Annotated in this window: 15 protein-coding genes and 1 pseudogene; 10 read left to right on the top strand and 6 right to left on the bottom strand. The window is 70.9% G+C overall.

Annotated elements, in window-relative coordinates; all coding sequences use genetic code 11:
- Both H7965_RS25240 and mntR read right to left on the bottom strand, forming a co-directional pair.
- The coding region (locus tag H7965_RS25240) for an IS5 family transposase (RefSeq protein ID WP_186773325.1) at window positions 1-734 on the bottom strand (734 nt) is incomplete at its 3' end.
- A 265-nt stretch (window positions 735-999) separates the two neighbouring features.
- Window positions 1,000-1,458, bottom strand: a complete 459-nt coding sequence (gene mntR, locus H7965_RS25235) for a manganese-binding transcriptional regulator MntR (RefSeq protein WP_186773324.1) — start codon at window positions 1,456-1,458, stop codon at window positions 1,000-1,002.
- A gap of 226 nt (window positions 1,459-1,684) precedes the next feature.
- Here mntR and H7965_RS25230 point away from each other — a divergent pair, with 226 nt between their 5' ends.
- The 6 genes from H7965_RS25230 to H7965_RS25205 all read left to right on the top strand — a co-directional run bounded on the left by H7965_RS25230 (window position 1,685) and on the right by H7965_RS25205 (window position 7,741).
- Complete coding sequence (locus H7965_RS25230) at window positions 1,685-2,602, top strand: metal ABC transporter solute-binding protein, Zn/Mn family (protein ID WP_229682786.1); 918 nt, start codon at window positions 1,685-1,687, stop codon at window positions 2,600-2,602.
- Window positions 2,599-3,387 carry a metal ABC transporter ATP-binding protein gene (locus tag H7965_RS25225; RefSeq protein ID WP_186773322.1) on the top strand — a complete coding sequence of 263 codons (789 nt, stop codon included), beginning with the start codon at window positions 2,599-2,601 and terminating at the stop codon, window positions 3,385-3,387. Before H7965_RS25230 ends, H7965_RS25225 begins: the two co-directional genes overlap by 4 nt.
- Window positions 3,384-4,724, top strand: a complete 1,341-nt coding sequence (locus H7965_RS25220) for a metal ABC transporter permease (RefSeq protein WP_186773321.1) — start codon at window positions 3,384-3,386, stop codon at window positions 4,722-4,724. Before H7965_RS25225 ends, H7965_RS25220 begins: the two co-directional genes overlap by 4 nt.
- Window positions 4,721-5,677 carry a metal ABC transporter permease gene (locus H7965_RS25215; protein WP_186773320.1) on the top strand — a complete coding sequence of 319 codons (957 nt, stop codon included), beginning with the start codon at window positions 4,721-4,723 and terminating at the stop codon, window positions 5,675-5,677. The genes H7965_RS25220 and H7965_RS25215 overlap by 4 nt, the downstream gene beginning before the upstream one ends.
- 172 nt (window positions 5,678-5,849) lie before the next feature.
- Window positions 5,850-7,121, top strand: a complete 1,272-nt coding sequence (locus H7965_RS25210; RefSeq protein WP_186773319.1) for a hypothetical protein — start codon at window positions 5,850-5,852, stop codon at window positions 7,119-7,121.
- A gap of 263 nt (window positions 7,122-7,384) precedes the next feature.
- Window positions 7,385-7,741, top strand: a complete 357-nt coding sequence (locus tag H7965_RS25205; protein WP_186773318.1) for a hypothetical protein — start codon at window positions 7,385-7,387, stop codon at window positions 7,739-7,741.
- 929 nt (window positions 7,742-8,670) lie between these two features.
- Here H7965_RS25205 and H7965_RS25200 read toward each other — a convergent pair.
- Window positions 8,671-10,284, bottom strand: a complete 1,614-nt coding sequence (locus tag H7965_RS25200) for an AAA family ATPase (protein WP_186773317.1) — start codon at window positions 10,282-10,284, stop codon at window positions 8,671-8,673.
- Between the two features lie 1,212 nt (window positions 10,285-11,496).
- Window positions 11,497-11,991, bottom strand: a pseudogene (locus tag H7965_RS31315) (recombinase family protein); the annotation flags it as partial.
- 30 nt (window positions 11,992-12,021) lie between these two features.
- On the opposite strand from H7965_RS31315, the gene H7965_RS25190 reads away from it, so the two are divergent.
- A complete protein-coding gene (locus tag H7965_RS25190) occupies window positions 12,022-13,476 on the top strand; it encodes a DUF4158 domain-containing protein (RefSeq protein WP_186773316.1) in 1,455 nt (484 codons plus the stop codon).
- A gap of 21 nt (window positions 13,477-13,497) precedes the next feature.
- Here H7965_RS25190 and H7965_RS25185 read toward each other — a convergent pair whose 3' ends face one another.
- Window positions 13,498-13,890: a hypothetical protein gene (locus H7965_RS25185; RefSeq protein ID WP_186773315.1), complete on the bottom strand. Its 393-nt coding sequence runs from the start codon at window positions 13,888-13,890 to the stop codon at window positions 13,498-13,500.
- A gap of 36 nt (window positions 13,891-13,926) precedes the next feature.
- Window positions 13,927-14,622: a hypothetical protein gene (locus H7965_RS25180; protein ID WP_186773314.1), complete on the bottom strand. Its 696-nt coding sequence runs from the start codon at window positions 14,620-14,622 to the stop codon at window positions 13,927-13,929.
- A 182-nt stretch (window positions 14,623-14,804) separates the two neighbouring features.
- On the opposite strand from H7965_RS25180, the gene H7965_RS25175 reads away from it, so the two are divergent.
- The 3 genes from H7965_RS25175 to H7965_RS25165 all read left to right on the top strand — a co-directional run.
- Window positions 14,805-15,059, top strand: coding sequence for a FitA-like ribbon-helix-helix domain-containing protein (locus H7965_RS25175; RefSeq protein WP_186773313.1), 255 nt, complete (start codon window positions 14,805-14,807; stop codon window positions 15,057-15,059).
- Window positions 15,056-15,484 carry a type II toxin-antitoxin system VapC family toxin gene (locus H7965_RS25170; RefSeq protein ID WP_186773312.1) on the top strand — a complete coding sequence of 143 codons (429 nt, stop codon included), beginning with the start codon at window positions 15,056-15,058 and terminating at the stop codon, window positions 15,482-15,484. The genes H7965_RS25175 and H7965_RS25170 overlap by 4 nt, the downstream gene beginning before the upstream one ends.
- A 204-nt stretch (window positions 15,485-15,688) precedes the next feature.
- The coding region (locus tag H7965_RS25165) for a transposase (protein ID WP_186773311.1) at window positions 15,689-15,979 on the top strand (291 nt) is incomplete at its 3' end.

The following is a 15,979-nucleotide window of genomic DNA, read 5'->3' as shown; positions in this document are numbered from 1 at the left end:
CCGGCGACGGCAGCCTGGATGGCCGCATTGTGCGCGATCTTGCGGCCGATGTCGCGGACCAGGCGCCCCAACCAGGTGCGGAGGTGTCGGACCTGCCGCTCGGCCTGACGGCGGCGGCCAGCGTGGATCAGCTTGGCGGCCTCGCGCCTCGCCCGCTTCGCCACCCGCAGATAGGACTGGCGCAGCCGGACCCCATGCCGCCGGGCCAGGCGCACCAGGGTCTCGATGCCGCGCTGCAGCAGCTTGCTGTCGGTCGGGTGCGTCACCGCCTTGGGCTGAACGGTGGTGTCGATGCTCACCCGCCGCAGGTGCTTCTCCTGGACCGCGCCGCCGCGCTGCGCGGCAGCCAGGCTCTCAGCCAGCAGCAGCTCCAGCCGCTCGGGCCCGATGCGCTGGCGCCAGCGCGTCATCGAGGAGCGGTCCAGCGGCAGGGCATGCTGGAAGAACGCCTCGCCGCAGAACAGCTGGACATAGGGGCTGTCGAGATATCGCGCACAGGTGGCTTCGTCGGACAGCCCGTCCATGTGCTTCAGCAGGTGCAGGCCGACCATGAGGCGCGTCGGCAGCCCGGGACGGCCACCGTCCGTGTAGAGCGGCCCGAACTCGGCCTCGAACCGGCCCCAGTCGATCAGCCCGGCAAGGCGCACCAGCGCATGCCGCGGGTCTACCAAGTTCTCCAGCCGAGCGCGGAAGAGGTCCTCCTGCGGTTCGGCCTTGGGCTGCTTGGGGTGCATCGGCAGGCTCCCGTCTAGGGCGCCGCCGAGCGAATCACGCTCCCTCCCGGGCCGCAACCAACATGCCAGTTTGCAAGGCTTTCGCCCCCAACCCTGGCCGATCTTGCAAATCCGGATACTTCCCAAGCACCCAAAAACCGCAGAACGCCGCCCCATTCAGCCAACTTCACGGCCGACGAGCTACCGCCTGATCGGGCGCGAGCTCGGCCTGAGCAAGAACACCGCCGCCGGCATCGTCAGACGAAACCGGGCCTCCTCCGCCAGATTAGTCACTGTCCCGTGGAGCGCTGGCGATGAAACGCTCAAAGGCTGAGAGCGTCTCCTCACTGACGTAGTGCTCGATGCCCTCGGCATCGATCTCCGCCACCTCCGGCCGCACGCCGATGGTGCGGAGGAAGGCAACCACCGTCTGGTGCCTTGCCCGGACACGGCGCGCCATCGCCTGCCCGGCCTCAGTCAGGAAGACGCCGCGATAGGGCTTGGCATGCGCCAGCCCGTCCCGCTTCAGGCGAGCGATCGTCTTTATCGCCGTCGTATGAGCCACGCCGAGGCGGCGGGCAATGTCGGTCGGCCGCGCCTCGCCGTCGCTCTCGAGCAGGTCGGCGATGATCTCGACATAGTCTTCGGTCAGAGCGCCCGCGCGTGCCGAGCGGGCCGAGGCGTGGCGAGCGGCCTCGTCCAGGTCCCGCTCTGCCGCGGGGGCAACATCTTCGCGAAGGTTCATGGCGCGACTCTAACAGCCTCAGCGTTTTTGGCCAAAATGTAGCATTAGCTACATGTTGGGTCTTGCACATGATGATTGAGTGCGACATCAAGAGTAAATCATGAGGCACATACCAAGCCGAGGCAGAGCGATGAACCGACTTGAGCAACAAGACGTCGGTCGCAATCGCCGGCAGGGCCGTCGCGCGCTCCTGGCCCATATGACGCTTCTGGCCGCGGCTGCGGGCTTGGCTACGCCGCCGGCGCAGGCGCAGCGCCGCGGTCCGCCCGCCGTGCTGGCGACCACGGGCATGATCGGCGATCTGGTGCGGGAGATCGGCGGTGACCGCATCCAGCTCGAGGTGCTGATGGGACCGGGCGTAGACCCCCACCTCTACAAGGCGACGCGGGAGGATGTCGCCCGGCTGCTGCGCGCCGACCTCGTCTTCTACAACGGCCTCCTCCTCGAGGGGAAAATGGCCGACGCCTTCGTCCGCGTCGCCCGCAGCGGGAAGCCGGTCCACGCGGTAACTGAACTGCTGCCGGAAGACCAACTCATCGAGCCCGCGGGGGCGGACGGGCACTACGACCCGCATGTCTGGATGGACCCGCGGCGCTGGTCGCGCGCGGCGGAACTCATCGCCGAGAAGCTGATCGCGCAGGACACCGCGGGCGCCACGACCTATCGCCGCAACCTTGCCGCGCTTCAGGAGCGCATTCGCAGGCTCGACGCCTATGCGGAGCAGGCGATCGCCAGCATCCCGGAGCGCCAGCGCGTGCTGGTCACGGCGCACGACGCTTTCAATTACTTCGCCGCCCGCTACGGCATCGAGGTGCTCGGCATCCAAGGCCTCTCGACCGAGTCCGAGGCCGGTCTCCGCCGCATCCAGGAACTGGTCGAGGTCCTGGTCGTGCGTCGCGTCCCCGCCGTCTTCGTCGAGACCTCGGTCTCTGACCGCAATGTGCTGGCGCTGGTCGAGGGCGCGGCGGCGCGCGGCCATCGGGCCGTCGTGGGCGGCGCGCTCTTCTCCGACGCCATGGGCAGCCCCGGCACCTACGAGGGCACCTATATCGGCATGATCGACCACAACGTGACGACCATCGCCCGCGCCCTCGGCGGCGAGGCGCCGGCGCGCGGCTTCCAGGGCAGGCTGGCCGCGCCATGAGCGCCGAGCCACATCCCCTCCCGGTCCCGGCGCTCTCGGTGCAGCACCTCTCAGTCGCCTACCATGAGCAGCCGGTGCTGTGGGACGTCTCTTGGGCCTCACCGCCGGCGGGCTTGGTCGCCATCGTCGGGCCGAACGGCGCCGGCAAGTCCACCCTGCTGAAGGCCGTGTTCGACCTTGTCCCGCGCCTCTCGGGCGAGGTCCGCATCTTCGGCCGGCCTCTCGCCGAGGCGCGGCGCCGCGTCGGCTACCTGCCGCAGCGGGCGAGCGTCGACTGGGACTTCCCCGCGACGGCGCTGCAGGTGGCCGCCATGGGGCGCTACCCGTGCGCCGGCTGGTTCCGCCCCCTGCCACGGGCCGAGAGGGAGCGCGCCCGCGCCGCACTCGCCGAGGTCGACATGGCCGATCTCGCGGCGCGGCAGATCGGCCAGCTCTCGGGCGGCCAGCAGCAGCGCGTGTTCCTGGCCCGCGCCCTGGCGCTGGAGGCCGACCTCTACCTTATGGACGAGCCTTTTGCCGGCGTCGATGCCGCGACCGAACGCGCCATCGTCGAGGTGCTGCAGCGGCTGACGCGGGAGGGCCGGACGGTGATCGCCGTGCACCACGACCTCGCCACCGCGCCGCAGTATTTCGCGCATGTGCTGCTGCTGAACGTGCGGGCCATCGCGGCCGGGCCAATGGCGATCACCTTCACGCCGGAGAACCTCGCCCGCACCTATGGCGGCCGCCTCTCCCTGCTGGAGCAGGCGGTGGCGGCGGCCCAGGGCGGCAGGGCGGGATTATGAGCGCCGCCCTGCTCGATGCGCTGCTCCTCGCCGGTGGGTACAATGCCATCGTCGTCGCGCTCGGCTGTGCCGCCTTCGGGCTGGCGGCGGGCTCACTCGGCTGCTTCGTCCTGCTGCGCGGCCGCGCGCTGGTTGCTGACGCGGCGGCGCATGCCACGCTGCCCGGCGTCGCCCTGGCCTTCATCCTCACCGCTCTGCTCGGCGGCGACGTGCGCTCCCTGCCCCTGCTGCTGACGGGCGGGGCGGCCAGCGCCAGCCTCGGCGTGCTCGCGGTCGGGGCCCTGACGCGGGGCGGGCGCCTGCGCGACGACGCGGCCATGGCGCTGGTGCTCTCGATCAGCTTCGGCCTCGGCGTGGTGCTGCTCTCGGTGGTGCAGTCGCTGCCGGTCGGCGGCCAGGCCGGGCTGAAGGGCTTCATTCTCGGCCAGGCCGCGGGGATGAGTGCCTTCGACGCGCAGCTCATCGGCGCCCTGGCGCTGCTCGCCGTGCTGCTGCTGGCAGCGCTGTTCCGGCCGCTCGCGGTGCTCTGCTTCGACCGGGAATTCGCCGCTGCGGTCGGCCTGCCGGTACGGCTGCTCGACCTCGCGCTGATGGGGCTGATGCTCGCCGTGACCGTCGCCGGGCTGCGCGCGGTCGGGCTGGTCCTGGTGGTCGGGCTGATGGTGATCCCGGCCGCCACCGCCCGGCTGGCGACGGAGCGGCTGGCGGTGATGGTGCTGCTCGCCGGCTTGCTCGGCGCCTTTGCCGCCTGGCTCGGTGCCGGCCTCTCCGCCACGCTGCCCGGTCTGCCGACCGGCGCGACCATCGTGCTGGTCGCCTGCGCCCTGTTCGTGCTGACCCTGGTCTTCGCGCCACGCCGCGGGGTGCTCGCCTTCGCCTGGCGGCAGGCGCAGCTGTCGCTGGTGACGGCGCGCGACCACGCGCTCCGCACCGCCTTCGAGGCACGGGAGAGCGAGGCGCCCGGGCAGCTGGCCGCCTGGGCGGAGCTCGGCCGCGGCGCCGGCTGGTCTGCCTGGCAGCGCGCCCTGTTGCCCTGGTGGGTGCGCCAAGCCGGCCTCGCCACCACCGAGGCGGCGGGCGGCGTCGCGCTGACGCCTGCGGGCCTCGCCCTGGCGCGTGACCTGACGCGGCGGCACCGGCTCTGGGAACACTACTTGCAATCGGCCGGCGGGTTGCCGCCCGGCACGGCACACCACGCTGCCGACGAGGTGGAACACACCCTGCCGCCTGAGGTGGCGCGGGAGGCCGAGGCTTGGCTCAGGCGGCACGACCCGGACCGGCTGGGCCCCGTGGATGGGCTGCCGCCACCGGGCGAGACGGGGATGAAGCGGCCATGACGGAGTTCTTGCAGCTCGACCTTGCGCCGATGCTGGCCGCGACACTTGCCTGCCTGGCCTGCGGGCTGCTCGGCAACCTGCTGCTGTTGACGCGGCAGAGCCTGCTCGGGGATGCCATCAGCCATGCCGTGCTGCCTGGCATCGTCGCCGGCTTCTGGGTCAGCGGCACGCGCGCCGCGGCGCCGATGGTGGCCGGCGCGATGGCGGCGGCGGTAGGCGCGACCCTGCTGATCGCGCTCGTCCGCAGCCGCGCCCGCCTCGAGCCGGGCGCGGCCATGGGCGTGGTGTTCTCCGGCTTCTTCGCCCTCGGCCTCGTGTTGATCGAGGTGAGCGGCGCGCACGCCGTCGACCTCGACGTAGACTGCGTGCTCTACGGCCAGCTCGAGGCGCTGATCTGGCCGGCGGCAACGGGCCCTGGCTCGCTGCTCGATCCGGTGGCGCTGGCGGAGTTCCCGGCCGAGGCGAAGACGCTCGCCCTCGTCCTCCTACTCATCCTCGGCCTGCTCGCGCTGCTGTGGAAGGAGCTGCGGCTGGCGGCCTTCGACCCCGACTTCGCCCGGTCCATCGGCTTCGCGCCGCGCGCGCTCTCGCTGCTCGTGCTCGTCATGGTTTCGGTGGCTTGTGTAGCCGCCTTCTGGGCGGTGGGTTCCATCCTGGTCATCGCGGCGCTAGTCGCGCCAGCGGCGATCGCGCGCCTGCTGACCGATGCTTATGCCCGGCAGTTCCTGCTCTCCGGCGCGGCAGCCCTGGCGATGGGCGCGGGCGGCTACTGGGCGGCCGCCCTGGCGCCGCGTGTCCTGGGGCTGGACCACGGGCTGAACGCGGCCGGGATGATGGCGGTGACTGCCGGCCTCCTGCTCGTCGGGGCCTGCCTGCTCGGCCGCCGCGGGCCAGCAGGGCGCGCACAGCGTCGCGTGGCCATTCCCGTCCGCGCGCCGGCGGCCGCCGAATAGGGTGGCGCCCGACCGTACCGGAGCGCGCGCCGTGCTGAGGGCGTGCGTAGTTGACACAGCTGGCGGCGCGGCGACCGGGCCTTCCGACGCGCGGTCCCCAGCCAGGAGGCGCTGACGCCACGTGCGGCACGCCGTGGCGGGCACCCCACTCTACCACTCAAGGAGACGATCCGTGATCCCGACCGACGCGACCGCGTCGCGGCGCGCGCCGATAGGCGCGGGCGCGCTGGTCCTCGCCTGCCTCGCTGCCCCTGCCCTGGCGGAGAGCGAGCCTGCCTCCGTGCGGCCGCCGGCCTTCGAGGAGGCGCCGCCCGCACAGGTTGGCAGCGCGCCCCCAGCGGACGCGCTGGTCCATCCGCGGCTCACCCTCGACATCGACATGAACCTGTATGGCATCGGCACGCCATCCGCCTCGGCATCCCGGCGCGAGGGCTTTGCCGGCTTCCTGTTCGGCCACATCAACCCGGGCCTGCACCTGACGCCGGACGTCTCGGTGCAGGCCTTCATCCATCCCGATCCGGCAGGCGATTTCGAGCCCAACGGGGCGGTAGCCTTCCTGCGCCGCCAGAACGTGATCTTGGAACAGCTCTTCGCCGAGTGGCGCCCGGCCGCGGGCCTGCAGCTCTACGCCGGGAAGTTCAACGCGCCCTTCGGCTACGGCTACGAGTACTTCCCCGGCGTCCTCGCCTCCTTCCGTGCCCACGACGCCTACCTGATCCGGGAGCAGCTGGGTGCCGGGGCGAACTGGACGCTGCCCCTGCCCGAGGACTGGGGCGAGCACACCGTCTCCGCCGCGGTGTTTACCCTCGACACTTCCCTCCTGGCGAACAGCCTGATCACGCGGCAGCGCTGCTGCGACCCGGGCTTCAATCGCTACGTGCGCACCACGCTGCGCAAGGGCGGCGCGGGCAACACGGGCAAGCTGGACAACCTCGCGCTTTCCGTGGAGGGGCGTGCGATCCCAGCCCTGCCGGGGCTGACTTACAATCTCGGCCTGCTCTCCCGCGGCGCCGGCAAGGACGGCACGCGGCGCGAATGGGCCTGGGCCGCGGGGCTGCGCTACGAGCACGCCTGGACGGAGACGGCCCGCAGCCTGGTCTTCGGCGAGGTCGTGGAGTTCCGCAATGCCGGCGGCAACCCGCTGGAGGCGGCCGAGGACGGCACCGAGCGCGTGCTGTCGGAGCGGCGGCGCTTCTCGACGCTCGGGACCCAGACCCTGATCGGATCCTGGCGGGCGACCTTCGTCTGGCAGCGCGAAGAGGCCAAGCGGTCCTTCAATGCCCTGCCGACGCAGACTTGGCTGGAGATCTCGGGTGGCCGGGAACTCGGCTGGAGCTTCGGCCTCGATGTCGGCTACCAGTATGCCCGCTATGTTCGGGATGATCGGTCACTGGGCCAGTCCCACAGCATCGTCGGGCGGCTGAACTACCGCTTCATCAACTGAAATGTGCCGCGTTGGTGCCGCTGGCCGGCAGAAAGCGCGCCATGATTGCCCAATGTCTCCTTTGATCTTTATTTCCTCTGCATCCGTCACGCACCTGCCTCCGACGAGGAATGTCCCCCACCGCAAAGCCCTAACCGAGACGGAGCCGTCGCTCATGGTGACCTCGGAAGGGTGGGCTCGGTCCTGGGGACCTGCCATCCCGTTCGGATGATCTCCGCAGCATCCTCTGGACTGGGCGCCCTCAGTCCAGCAGCCACGCCCTCATGGAGGCCACGCGCGACGCACCGCACCGCCTCATCCGGGTGCTCTATCAGGTGATCGCGGAGGACTTGCCGGGTTGCGCGGAGCACGCTCGCAACGAGCTCGGAGGACCGCCGCAGGCGGCCCTCCTTTGCGGCGGCCTGCTCTGCACGCATCCCGAGGCAGTTCTCGCGCTCGCCCAGGGCAGCCTCCCGCGCGGCGAGCTTGCCGGCAGCCCTGCCGAGGAGCACTCGCTGGCGCTCCACTTCAGCCAGCAGCCGCTCTGCATCGGCCTGCGCCGCATCGGCGGCCCCACATCGTCGGTCGGCCTCAGCGAGTGCTGCCTCCGCCCGGCGGAGCCCCTCTGCCATAGCTCCTAACGCCCGCTGTTCGGCATGCCAGCCGGCGCGCGTGAGGCGCCGCCGGCGAGGCCCAATCCGCGCCAGGCTGCAATCGCACACAGCCGAAACGCTTCGGTAAACCTCGTCCTGCCATGCCCGCATTGCCGCGCAGTAAGCGCGCGTCTGGCCCCTCCTGTCCTCGCCCCGGGCCCGGGCTTCGGCTTGCGCCCGGCGCCCGTCATGCAGCAGGTCAGCGCGGCATTGCAGGTCGCCCAGGGACACCCCCAATAGGTGGACGTGCAGGTGTGGTTCATCGACGTGCAGCCACACCCCCAGGACCTCGCCGCCGCGCGCCTCGACCGCTGCCACCCGGCTTGCGGTGATCCGCCGCAGCCAGTCCTGGACCTCCGGGCGGTCCACCTCGGAGGGCGGCCTGGGAAGCGAGTGCACCTCGGTGTAGAGGGTCCGGGTATCAGCACGGATGCGGCGGCCTGCTGGCTTGCGTGCCTCGGCAGCGAGCCGGTCATGTTCCGCCTCCGCCTGCGCGGGTGACATGCCGTGCAGTACCACTGGGCACGATGGCATGCGCACGTGCTCGCAATGCCCCGGCTCCCGGGCGAGCTCGGCGAAGATCTGGCGCGTCGTACGCGCACCGCGGCCGCCGAGGCGGGAGATCCGGCGGGCGTATGTCTCGGTGTGTGCGAACTGGTATCCCATGGGCGCATGGTCGCATCGCTGGCGGAAACCATAGGGACCGACTAGGGGATCACTCCGGCAGCCTTCGGCACAGCGGACGGGTGCCCTGCCATGGAGCCATCATGGTACCACCATGGTCCAATGATGGAGCCACGGCGCGGCACTCATGCGGTGCGGCGATCCGTCCGGCCGACCGCGCTCGCGAGGACCGGCCGCTCGACAGAGTCGGACTTTTGCGCTCGCCCGAGTGCCATGCCCCCAACAGGTTCGCATCAGTTCAACCGGGCTGGGCGCCGCGCCGTGGCCGCGCCGAGCAGGCGCTCAACCAGCTTGCGCAGGACGCGCGGGCTCTGCGTTGCCCGCCATCTGCCCTCCAACCAGTCCAGGTCGGCGTCCTCGAGCACCGGCAGGACCTCCGGTCGGCAGCCGAGGTCGTCGGCAAGGTCGCTCCGGATGGCCGCCATGATTGTCCTGAACGCCTGCACGGACGGTGGCCTTACTTCGACCACCCGCAGGCGCGACAGGAGCGCCCCGGGCAGCCGGCTGGCGTCATTCGCGGTCAGGATCCAGGATACCGCCGCCAAGTCGCACGGTGCTCCCAGCACCGGGTCGCGGTGCGCCGCGGCGGAGCCGGGCTCGAGAAATCCGAGCAGCGCCGCCAGCGGGTCACCGTTGCGGCCGTCCCGCCCGCACTTGTCCACTTCGTCGACGCAGAGGAGAGGGTTGGCCACCCCAAGCGTCGCAACCTCCTCGAGCGGCCAGCAGGAGTGGGCTGATCCCCAGCCTTTGGAGGTGCCCTCCAGTGCCCGGGCGTCGCTCACCCCCGCCAGGCTCGTCGCGGCAAAGCGAAGATCGAGCGTGGCGGCGAGGCGGCGGGCGAACCGGGTCTTGCCAATGCCCGGCGGCCCAACCAGCAGCAGTGGCCGCAGCGATAGGGCCGGTGCACCTGTTACAGCGTGCAGGCGCACCTCGTCGTGCAGACGGGCGATGGCGGCGGACATATTCGGGAACTCGGCCTGGAGGCCGTCGAAGCGCGCCTCAAGGTCGGCAGGGGCTGGCGTGAGGGGCAGGGGTTCCGCCAGCACCTCCAGATAGCCAAGACGTGCCCGGTCCTGCCTCTCGAGCCGGGCAATCGCATCCCGCGCCCGCGGCGCTACGGTCTTTCCGGCGCTCCTCAGGAACCCGAAACCCGCCAAGACTTCCTCACCACGCACCTGGGGCGGGCTCTGCAGGGCAGGGGAGGAGGCACTCACCCACTGCGCGGCCTCCCCGTCGTGCCCGCCTCCCTGTCCGGCCCCACCTGCCTCTGCCACCGGCGTCTCCCGGGAACCAGTAGGATCGCCCATCAGGCGAGCAAACACGTCGGAAGGGTTCAACATGGCGGTCTGAGCATTGGACCGGAGCGTCGTAGCAAGAGCCCAGACCGCCGCCCGCAGGCCACGATGAGCGCGCCGTCGCTCTCCCAACGTGACCTGATGGGGAGGCTTGATGCGGGTCCGCGCCTCCCGCTCGGCTGCCACCGCGGCAAACTCGAGTACGGTGGCGAGTTCACCGTTGGCTGTTGCCACCGCCGGGGAGGTGCCCGCCGCGTGCCTTGTCGTCCGCGAGGCACGCCAAGTGAGCCACAGGCAGCAGGGGGCGTGGTCGCCGCCAGGATGCGCGGCGTCGAGCTGGCGCGCGAGGAGGCGGCCAGCAGCCACATCATGCTCGAGCAACAGGCGGCGTGCTGCGGCGGCCTCCCGCGAGCCCAGCCGTTCGGCCGCAGCGCGCAGGGCCGCCCGCGCCATCACCTCGCCTGCACGCCAGCGGTGCAGTTCACACCAGATTGCCAAGCCGGAGCCCGGACGTGCCGCAGGGATCTCAGGCCACTCAGCCTCGCCGCTCATGACCGCACGGCTCCGCTGATGGCGCATCGTCCGGTGCAGCGCCCAGTGAGCACCGCAACAGCTGGCAGGCCATAACGGGCTGGATCGAGCAGCGAGGCATTCTTCGCAGGGGTGAGTTGGTGGGTGGGGATGCCGGGGTGATGATCCATCCGGGGGCTGCCTCCGTGGCGGCCCCGGTATCATGCGGGGCTGCTATCTCGTCGCTATTGCCTTGACACGCCGGGCCGCGGTTACGCGCGTGCTCGACGCCGCCGTGAGACCCGATATCGGAGTGCGCCCGGTGGAGATCATGCGTAGAGTCTAACCGCTGCTTGGGAGAAGCGCGGTCACAAGCTGCTCAGTTCAGAGCTGCCCTCTTTACTCGGTGAGAGGTCGGAGCGAGGCGGCAGCATACCGCAAGTCACGAGACGTACTCGCCAGTCGGGGTGAGTGCTGTCGTCGGCTGCAAACCGCATCCATGCATCCCTTGCGGTGCCAACTGCCGAATATGGTTTCCGGCGAGCCAGGTATGCTGCAGACCATGAAACACAATAGCTCCCCCGCGACGTCCTGCGACGCCGCCAACCCACCCTCGCTCGACGCCCTGTATGAGCAGCTCGCCGAAGCGCTTCGGACGTGCTGGCATCCGGACCTGCCCGTTGGCCGATGGCTTGCCACCCGCTGGGACCTCCTGGTTGCGCTGCGCGACACGCACGAGCAAAGCTGGACGCAGATGGCGGAGCGGCTCCACGCGCTCGGAGTGCGCCGCAACCATCACCGCGTGCTCTCCGGTGCCTGGCTCCGCCGTCATCACCTCTCGGCCGCATTATACGTCGCCGATGCGCGTGTCCGGGCGCAACTGCGAGAGTGGGGGCTCGATGGCACTGAGGCGGGCGCCCATGCGCCGGTGCAGGACGACTGGCTCCCAGTCGGCCAGCTACTGGGTGGCCCTGGCCGACGCACGGGCCGGCGGAGGACCCAGGTGCCGTCGCGGGTGTGGTAGGAAATCGGGGTGGCGTAGTCTCCGGCTTGTTCAACGAGCCATGACCGGCGTTGGCGCGCCGGCGGAGACCACGCCATAGGCAAGGATAGCAGCAAGGGGCCTGCCGAGCAGGCGCTGTTTGCTGGAGAGGCCTGGTTCGACCGCCCCTGCGCGACGAGGGCGAGGATCTTCGGCGCCAGATGGTCCGACTTCGGCCGTTGCCCCGGCTGCCGGCCCAGCTTCTTCCCGCGCGCCTTCGCGGCCGCCATGCCGGAGCGGACCCGCTCGCGGATCAACTCGCGCTCGAACGCGGCGATGCCCACGATTACGGTTGCCAGCATGCGCCCGTGCGGTGTTGAGAGGTCGAAGGCCAGGCCGCTCATGGCGATGACCGACACGCGCCGGGCCTCCAGCTCCTGCAGCGTGTGCAGCAGGTCGAGCGTGCCGCGGCCCCAACGCGACAACTCGGTGACCAGCACCGCGTCGATCTCCCGCCGCTGCGCTAGCGCCAGCACCTTCCGGCGCTCGACGCCGTCCGTCCACGCGCCCGAGCCGGTCTCGCGGAACACCCCGACCACCTCATAGCCGGCGCGCACGGCGAAGGCCGTCAGATCTCGCTCCTGCCGCTCGCAGGACTGGTCGGCCGTCGAAACCTGGCAATAGAGAGCGGCGCGCTGTCCCAGTCGAACCCTCCCTGCGCGGCGGCACGCAAGCTCCTGTCTCTGCTCGGGTCGGCACCGTAGCAATCAGCCTACACCTCAACTGGGACGAACGCCATGCCGAGACGCCGCGTGCTCACCGGCGCGCAGCTCGCGAGCCTGCTCGCGCTGCCCGCCTCCGAACCCGATCTCGTCCGGCACTGGACCCTGGACCGCGCCGACCTTGTCGCCGTCGAGCGGCGCCGGGGCGACCACAATCGGCTCGGCTTCGCGCTGCAGCTCTGCGCCTGCCGCTACCCGGGGCGGCTCTTGCGGCCGGGGGAGGCTATCCCCAAGGCGGCGCTACGCTTTGTGGCCGAGGGGGTCTGCGCGGACGCCACAGCCCTGGCCGACTACGCCCGGCGGCCCCAGACCCGGCGCGAGCAGCTCGGAGCGCTGCGCGACGCCTTCGGCTTCCGGATGTTCGGCCCGGGGCACCGGCAGGAGATCGCGGCGTGGCTGCTGCCGGTCGCCCTCGCCACGACCGACGCGGCGGCGATCGCGGCGGCGCTGATGGACGAACTGCGCCGGCGCCGGATCCTCGCCCCTGGGCCGAGCGTGCTCGAGCGCCTCGTCGCCACCGCGCTGCTGGCGGCCGAGCGGCATGTCGCGGCGCGGCTCACCCGCGGCCTGACCGCGGCGCAGGTGGCGGCGCTCGAGGGTCTGCTCGGGCAGCGGCGGGGCAACGCGGTCAGCACCCTCGCCTGGGCACGCCAGCCGCCGGGCGCGCCGGGGCACCGCGCCCTGGCCCGGCTGGTGGAGGGGCTCGAATGCTTCCGGGCTGTCGGCCTCAACCCGGCCCTCGCCGGCGGCATCCACCCCGCGCGGCTCCGCGGCCTGGCGCGGGAGGACGGGCGCCTCACGGCGCAGCACCTGCGGGCACTGTCGCCGGTCCGGCGCCGCGTGGTGCTCGTCGCCACCGTCCTCGACACCGTCGTGCGGCTCACCGACGACGGCGTGGCCCTCTTCGACCGAACCGTGGGCCGGATGTTCCGCCGCGCAGAGGCACGCGAGGAGGAGGGCGTCCTGCGCGATGCGCGCGCGGTCAACGACAATGTGCGGCTCCTGGCCAGGCTCGGCGCGGCGCTGATCGCGGCCCGGGACAGCAAAGGCGACCTGGAGGCGGCGGTGGCCGACACGGTTGGCTGGGACAGACTGGCGCGCGGCGTCGCCGAGGCCGAGCGCCTCGTGCGGCCGGACGGGGCGAACCTGCCGGCCCTGTACGGCATGCTGCCGGCGGTCCGCGTCTGTGGCGGCACCCCAAGTTCTCGACGCCGAGAAGTTCTGCCGGGGCGCGAAGGGCGAGGGGCCGAGCCCGCGGCGCAGCCGGTGCCCGTCGCCCTCGGCATTCTGCCGGACGAGGCGGTCAGTCTGATCAATCCAAATGCAGGAACAGGAGGAACAGGGCCAAGGCGGTGGCGCAACGTGCCCCGAGCAGAAGGGCCTCGGCCAGTAGCGGCGGCATGGAAGTTCTCCTCGGCTAGAGACCAGGCTGGCCTCAGTGCCGAGTGTTCCTGGAGCGGGGCGGCCTAGATGTGCTCAAGGACACCAAGCCTATCCCCGCCCGCACCTCTCCAGGATGGCTTCCAGGCCAACACGGGACGACGACCAGAGAACCGCGACCGCTTTGTTTCCGACCATCACCAACGCTGCATAGAACGGCTCGTAGCCGACGTAGCCGCCATAGGCATTCTTGGCATTGAGTTCGCCGCACAAGGCGTCGCTGCCGTCGGCCTCCCGAATGACGCGGACGCCCCGGAAGCGAGCGCTCTCTGGGTCGCGGAGCGCATCCGCGACCACGGTTTGGTAGACGGCCATCTTTTGCGCGGACACGGTGACGGTGCGCGGGGCCGCTGGGGCCCTCGACCAGCCGGACGGCTTCGGCGAGATCCGGGTCGCCGCGGCCAGATCAGGCGCCGTGGGCGCAGCGGCGTAGGACGTGCTCATGAGGTGAGGACCACCTCCTCGTGCCTGGCCGCCAGGTCAGAACAGCGTCGTCTGCCGCCGCTGCGCCGCGACGGCCAGCGGGCGCCGTGGCAGGGCGGCAGGCAGGGGCGGGGTGCCGGTCTGGGAGCGGGCCGGGCCGGCATAGCCGTCATCGGCGATCAGGCGCAGCTGCTCTGCCGTGCCCCCTGCGGCGGCCGGCAGATCGAGCGGCACCGGCCAGAAGCACTCCACCCGCTCCTCGCCCCGGAGCGCCAGGAAGACCACCCGCTCCACCCGGCCGCCCTCGCCGGTCTCGACGGCAAAGCGGAAGACCAGGCCTTCGGCCGCCGCCTCGCCGAGCGCCAGCGAGAGCTGCTCGGCCTCCAGCTCCTGCCGGCGGAGGGTGCGGTCCGTCGGATCCTCGGCGGCGCCGCGGTAGAAGCGCACAGGCACGCCATGGCCGTTCGAGCCGATGACGAAGACGAAATGCGCGCTGTCGTCCAGTACTTCGAGCCAGGGGTATTCACCGGATTGCGCCGCCCGCTTGAGGCGATGCCGGCCGAAGGCGAAGGCCCGGCAGCCGACCGACCAGGGATCGTCGCCAAGCTCGTAGCTGGCCATGGCGAGCGCGTCGCGGCGCGCATTGGCCAGCATCCGGGCGCAGAGGCGCAGCCGCTCCTCGGTCAGGGCCGGATGGAAATCCCAGGGGAGGCGCGGCGACGGAGGCGGGGTGGATTCTACTTCTGGCTCCATGACGGGACTATACCACGAGCCGAACAGGTGCGGGCCAGCTCCATCGGCAGCCAGTACTGCAAAGCTTTCGGAAGCGGGGTTTGTCGCGGGTGAGGGATCAGCTCGCGAGGACGATGTTGCGTTGATTGCATTGTCTGCAACGCATGCAGTACCCTGGGCCGCACCGCCTTGGAGACCCGCGCATGGGCAGCCTGACCATCCGCAACCTCGACGATACCCTGAAGGCTAGCCTCCGCCTCCGTGCCGCCCGACATGGCCGCTCCATGGAGGAGGAGGCCCGCACCATCCTGCGGGGCGCCCTCGCCACCGAAGAGGCCGGGGCGCCGGAGCCAAACCTGGCTGATGCGGTGAGGGCGCTCTTTGTTCCGCTTGGCGGCCTCGCGCTCGACCTGCCACCACGCGAGCCGGCCCGCGAGCCGCCGGATTTTTCCGGGTGATCCTGCTCGACACCAACGTGCTATCCGAACTGGCCCGTCCGGCACCGCATCCAATGGTGCTCGCTTGGGCCCGCGGCGTGCGGCCCTCGGAACTGGCGACGACCGCGGTGACCGAGGCCGAGCTGCGTTACGGTTTGGCGCTGCTGCCGGCGGGGCAGCGTCGGGACGCCCTGACCGCAGCGATGGAGGCGCTGTTCGCCCAGCTACTCGCCGGCCGTGTCCTGCCATTCGATCGCGCTGCAGCACCGCACTACGCGGACTTTGCTGCCGCCCGTCGTGCCGTCGGTCGGCCGGTCGCCACCGCCGACGCCATGATCGCCGCCATTGTCCGCGCCCGCGGCGTCACCACCCTCGTCACCCGCAACACCGCGGATTTCGAGGGCTGTGGCATCACCCTCCTCGATCCCTGGCAGGAGCAGCCATAAATGGAGACATAGCCTCACGGCTGCCGCCGTGGTGGTAAACTATCGGGAACAGTGCTTACTGCGGGTGAGCCGGGGCTGTTGAAGCCCGTCTTGCTTTGTTGAAACCCTGTGGTGGGCGACCTGAGTGTCCATCCGGGAACAGGACGAGTCATCTGAATCGGTTGTGACTGGCCTGGGATGGTATGAGCCGGGAGAAGGGTGGTCATGTGGACGCCCGAGAATCGGCCGAGATACGACCGCAGCAAGCTGCGCTACCCGAGCGATCTGACCGACGAAGAATGGTCGCTCATCGCACCGCTGATCCCGCCCGCGAAGCCGGGCGGCAACAGGCGGACGATTGACGAGCGCGCGGTGGTCAACGGGGTGATGTACGTCCTGAGCACTGGCTGCCAATGGGCGGCGCTGCCGAAGGACCTGCCGCCGCGGAGCACGGTGAATGATTACCTGCGGCGCTGGGACGAGGACCGGACGCTCGATCGCATCCACCATGCGCTT

It is taken from the genome of Siccirubricoccus deserti, assembly GCF_014283215.1.
GTDB classification, from domain to species: Bacteria; Pseudomonadota; Alphaproteobacteria; order Acetobacterales; family Acetobacteraceae; genus Siccirubricoccus; species Siccirubricoccus deserti.
This window is presented reverse-complemented; position numbering and strand designations above follow the sequence as displayed.